This window comes from Vibrio fujianensis, from assembly GCF_002749895.1.
GTDB lineage: Bacteria > Pseudomonadota > Gammaproteobacteria > Enterobacterales > Vibrionaceae > Vibrio > Vibrio fujianensis.
In genome coordinates, this window is the sequence record NZ_NBUS01000033.1 from 25597 (window position 1) to 30420 (window position 4824).

Consider the following 4824-nt stretch of genomic DNA (forward strand, 5'->3'; position numbering starts at 1 on the left):
ACAGAGCATCATGCGCTGATCAGCGGTAGGTGATAAACTTAGCTGCCAATTTAAAGCTTTTATCGTGCTTAACGATAAGACAATACGGACGCGGGGTGGAGCAGCATGGTAGCTCGTCGGGCTCATAACCCGAAGGTCGTCGGTTCAAATCCGGCCCCCGCAACCAATTTTCTGTCAGGGCATCATGCGCTGATCAGCAGTAGGTGATAAACTTAGTCGCCAGTTTAAAGCTTTTATCGTGCTTAACGATAAGACAATACGGACGCGGGGTGGAGCAGCATGGTAGCTCGTCGGGCTCATAACCCGAAGGTCGTCGGTTCAAATCCGGCCCCCGCAACCAATTTATTTCAAAAATGACTAAGCTGCGCACTTGCGCAGATTTTTTTATTTTTTGTGCTGCTCATTTTGGCTATGCCAATGTTCTTTTATTTATGCTGTGAAGCAAAATTACAATTCGTCACAATCAGTCTCTTTTGCCGACAGTACGTTCATTTAGAAAATTTCCTCGGCTACACCCATTCCTACTTCAGGCTAACCTATGTTCAGTCTAGGTTAGCTATATTAATCAACAGAGTTATCCACAGAATTATTTATGTGGATAATTTGGTGAATAAAGTGTTTCTATAGGGTGATAGTCATGCAACGTCTAGGATCTTTTTATGATGGGGTGTTGGTATTAACTATTTAAAGTTGCATAACCTGTTGATTTTTTAAGTGTTTTATTTGTTTTCTATAGGTGGCAAAGTAGTTGGAATGATCATTAACTGTGTTTTTATTGATCCTAATCATTTCCTGCTAGTGTGACTAACTTTTTTAAAGTTTATCAAACGCTATCTTATTAAAATTTTTTTCCACACCCAGTAATTTGCGAAGTGTGTCAAAAAATGCACTAAGTTTTTTGTTGGTTACGCTATCGCTAAGCATCTCGAGGTAGCCCTTTTTGTATAATGCGAATAAGCCGTTGATGTTTGTTGGTGATGTGGCTAATTTTTTTTTGTTGCTGCTTTAAAGCCCAGTCAATATGAATATCTAATAACTCATTGATTCCTTTTTTTTCCGCTAAAATATCGATTATCTTTTGTGAATAGGGGGCATTTCCCATGGCGATAATGAGATTTCTTTGCCATTGTTGATAACCAATGCGACGGATGGGAGAGCCTTCCATATAACGTAAGAAGGTTTTTTCATCCCATGTAAAGAGATCAATTAAATCGCTATTATGTAACGTTTCTCGACGATGAAAGTCAGATTCTTGGGTTAGATCTGCGAAACGATTCCATGGGCATACGAGTTGGCAGTCATCACAGCCATAGATACGATTTCCTATTGCATGGCGAAATTCTTCAGGAATAACGCCAGAGTATTCAATCGTTAAATAAGAAATACAACGTCGAGCGTCTACGACTCCATCATCGATAATTGCACCTGTAGGGCAAGAGGTGATACAGGATCGACACTGTCCACATTGATTTTCTAAAGGTGTATCGACTGGCAGAGGGATATCAACAAGCAGTTCCCCTAAAAAGAACCAAGATCCTGCCTCTTTATCTAAAATTAAAGAGTGTTTTCCTGTCCAACCAAGGCCTGCTTTTTGTGCCAGGGGGCGTTCTAGAATCGGAGCTGAGTCGACAAACGGTCGATATCCTAATTGTCCGATTTCTTGTTCAATTTTCACGGCTAACTTTTTCAGCCTCTGACGAACGAGTTTATGGTAATCGCGTCCAAGGGCATATCGGCTAATATAAGCTTGGGTGGGATCGGATAAATTTGTGGCAAATTGGGCCTGAGGTGGAAGGTAATTGATTCGAGCGCTTATTACGCGAAGCGTTCCTGGGAGAAGTTCTGCCGGGCGGGCCCGCAACATACCATGGCGAGCCATCCAGTCCATTTCTCCATGATAGCCTGCATCAAGCCAGCGTTGTAAGGCGGCTTCATGCTCACTTAAGTCAATATCACAGATCCCAACTTTATCAAAGCCAAGTGCTTTGGCCCAATCTTTGATTTGGTCTGCGAGTATTTGATAGTCCATAGTGAGCTTAGGTTATCGAATGGGCGAAGGATCTTAACGGATCTTATCTGGCTTATCTAGATAAAAAGGTAAGGGTTTTTGCTTTATCAAGAAAAAGTTTTTCTGTTTACTTACAGAACAATGCTTGTCTCTTAAATCTAACCCAGTTTACTATTCGTTCTCTTCTTATTTTTATATAGTCGACATCTGACGCGTTAGAGATCCTTTGTAATGAGTAGCAAGACCTTTACTTTAAAAAATGAACAAGAAACGATAAAACTGGGAACCATGCTTGCGCAGCTATGTTCTCGTCATACGACACTGTATCTCTATGGAGAGTTAGGGGCTGGAAAAACAACATTCAGTCGTGGTTTTATCTGTGCTTTGGGCCATCAGGGAAAAGTAAAGAGTCCAACATATACTCTCGTGGAACCTTACCAGTTAGCTCGTTGGCATGTGTATCATTTTGATCTTTACCGTTTATCGGATCCGGAAGAACTCGAATTTATGGGAATTCGTGATTATTTTACTGACGACGCGATTTGTTTAGTTGAGTGGCCAGAGAAAGGAAGTGGCTTACTGCCAGCATCGGATCTTGATATCGAGATTTGTTATCAAGGTTCTGAACGTAAGGCGAATGTGAAAGCTAATAATGAATATGGCTGTATTTTATTAAATCAACTGGAGTTATAGTGTTCAATTTTCGCAGTTATCTTGAACGTGCCTTAATCGTACTAGTTCTCTCCTTATTGGGAGGAAACGTGTATGCGAATGTGTTGCAAGGTGTGAGAGTGTGGCCTTCACCAGATGAAACTCGTGTGGTACTCGATCTTAAAACAGAGGTCGCGTTTAGTTACTTTACCTTAGGTAGTCCGGAACGCTTAGTGGTGGATCTTAAAAGTACCTCTTTAGCGACTAAGCTGCCTTTGTTGGTAACAGATAGTGTGATCTTAACAAAAATTCGCCCCAGCTCTCCGCCTCAAAGCGACACGTTTCGTTTAGTGTTGGAGTTAAAAAATAAATCCACTCCTCAGCTTTTTAAGTTAGCCCCAACACCAGGTGGACAATATGGTCATCGGTTAGTTATCGATTTACCACACCGTAAAATCAATCCTCTTTCTGCTTCAACGCCTAAAAGCAATACGACTGTTAGCCGTGATGCTTCTCAATTGATCGGGACGGCTGACATTATTGTTGCGATTGATGCTGGGCATGGTGGGGAAGATCCAGGCTCAATTGGTCCGACGCGTAAATTTGAAAAAGACGTTACGCTTAGTGTTTCAAAAAAATTGGCCGATCAGATCAATGCGGTTCCGGGGATGAAAGCGATATTAACCCGTTCTGGTGACTATTTTGTGAATCTAAATAAACGTACTGAAATTGCAAGAAAAAGTAAGGCTCATCTTCTCGTTTCTATTCATGCGGATGCATTTCATACTCCTCAACCAAGAGGAGCTTCGGTTTTTGTGCTTAATACACGGCGAGCAAATACCGAAATAGCTCGTTGGGTTGAAAATCATGAGCAGCAATCTGAGTTGTTGGGTGGGGCAGGCGAAGTGCTAGCAAAAACCAATAACGATCGTAATGTGAGCCAAACTCTACTTGATCTTCAATTTAGTCATTCACAGAAAGAAGGTCATAAAGTTGCCAGTAATATTTTGCGCGAAATGGGTAAAGTTGCTCATTTACATAAATCAGAACCCGTCAATGCGAGTTTGGCGGTATTAAAGTCACCTGATATTCCTTCGGTTTTAGTTGAAACAGGATTTATCTCGAATCCAGTTGAAGAACGATTATTATTTCAAAGGAGTCATCAAGATAAATTAGCGAGAGCGATGGCAAAAGCGTTAGTGCAATATTTTGAAGAAAACCCTCCAGAAGAAACTTTATTTGCGAATCGTGGAAAAACGCAACAGCATCAAGTTCAACGAGGTGAATCTTTATCTGTCATTGCGCAAAAATATGGCGCGAGTGTCCAAGCGATCATGCAAGCAAACCAATTGAAAAATTCCCGTCTTGCTGTGGGGCAGCGACTGACTATTCCTGGTGGAGAACGAGGACCTATTCCTGTCCCCATTGTAAATAATCCAATAGAGACTGAAACTATTACCCATACTGTGAAATCAGGCGAGTTTTTGGGAAAAATTTCGGCTATCTATAAAGTTTCTGTTGATGCGATTCGTCGTGAGAATCGCCTAAAATCTGATACCCTCTTTGTCGGGCAGAAGCTGAGCATTACGGTTAGCCTTAAAGATAAACCACTACGACAACATAAGGTTCAACGTGGTGAGTTTTTAGGAAAAATCGCGAATAAATATAATGTCAGTGTACAAAGTATTCGAGAGGCTAACCAATTACGTTCAGATCAATTAGCGGTTGGCCAATTACTAATTATTCCTAATAAGTAGAGTGAGGAGAGTATGGCGATTCGTATTCTACCCGCTCGTTTAGCGAACCAAATCGCAGCGGGTGAGGTTGTTGAGAGACCTGCTTCAGTGGTAAAAGAGCTGGTAGAGAATAGCTTAGATTCAGGCGCAACTCGGATTGATATCGATATCGAAAAAGGAGGCGCAAAGCTGATTCGGGTGCGAGATAACGGTGCTGGGATCAGTAAAGATGAATTAGGCTTAGCCTTAAGTCGACATGCTACATCAAAAATACAAACTCTAGATGATTTAGAAGCCATTATTAGCTTAGGGTTTCGTGGTGAAGCGCTCGCCAGTATCAGTTCAGTCTCGCGCTTAACCTTAACCTCTCGAACCGCTGCACAAGAAGAAGCTTGGTCTGCTTACAGTGAAGGACGAGATATGGCGGGA

The 4824-nt window shown here is 41.7% G+C and carries 4 protein-coding genes and 2 tRNA genes; 5 read left to right on the top strand and 1 reads right to left on the bottom strand.

Features of this window, described 5'->3' with window-relative positions; genetic code table 11:
- The first annotated feature begins 89 nt into the window (after positions 1-89).
- Together B7C60_RS01640 and B7C60_RS01645 are read left to right on the top strand one after the other, a co-directional pair.
- Positions 90-166, top strand: a tRNA-Met gene (locus tag B7C60_RS01640).
- Positions 167-263: 97 nt separating this feature from the next.
- Positions 264-340: transfer RNA gene (locus B7C60_RS01645), tRNA-Met, on the top strand.
- Between the two features lie 576 nt (positions 341-916).
- On the opposite strand, the gene queG is transcribed toward B7C60_RS01645, so the two are convergent.
- Positions 917-2029, bottom strand: coding sequence for a tRNA epoxyqueuosine(34) reductase QueG (gene queG, locus B7C60_RS01650; protein WP_099610144.1), 1113 nt, complete (start codon positions 2027-2029; stop codon positions 917-919).
- 210 nt (positions 2030-2239) lie between these two features.
- Here queG and tsaE point away from each other — a divergent pair, with 210 nt between their 5' ends.
- The 3 genes from tsaE to mutL form a co-directional block, all read left to right on the top strand.
- Entirely contained in the window at positions 2240-2701 is a 462-nt protein-coding gene (tsaE, locus tag B7C60_RS01655; protein ID WP_099610145.1) for a tRNA (adenosine(37)-N6)-threonylcarbamoyltransferase complex ATPase subunit type 1 TsaE, read from the top strand.
- A 35-nt stretch (positions 2702-2736) separates the two neighbouring features.
- Positions 2737-4416 carry a LysM peptidoglycan-binding domain-containing protein gene (locus B7C60_RS01660; protein ID WP_245868403.1) on the top strand — a complete coding sequence of 560 codons (1680 nt, stop codon included), beginning with the start codon at positions 2737-2739 and terminating at the stop codon, positions 4414-4416.
- 12 nt (positions 4417-4428) lie between these two features.
- Positions 4429-4824: DNA mismatch repair endonuclease MutL (gene mutL, locus B7C60_RS17505; protein WP_245868393.1), on the top strand; the 396-nt coding region annotated here is incomplete at its 3' end.

Coding starts and splice junctions, on each gene's coding strand:
- tsaE (WP_099610145.1), top strand. CDS start 2,240: ATGAGTAGCAAGACCTTTACTTTAAAAAATGAACAAGAAACGATAAAA.
- queG (WP_099610144.1), bottom strand. CDS start 2,029: ATGGACTATCAAATACTCGCAGACCAAATCAAAGATTGGGCCAAAGCA.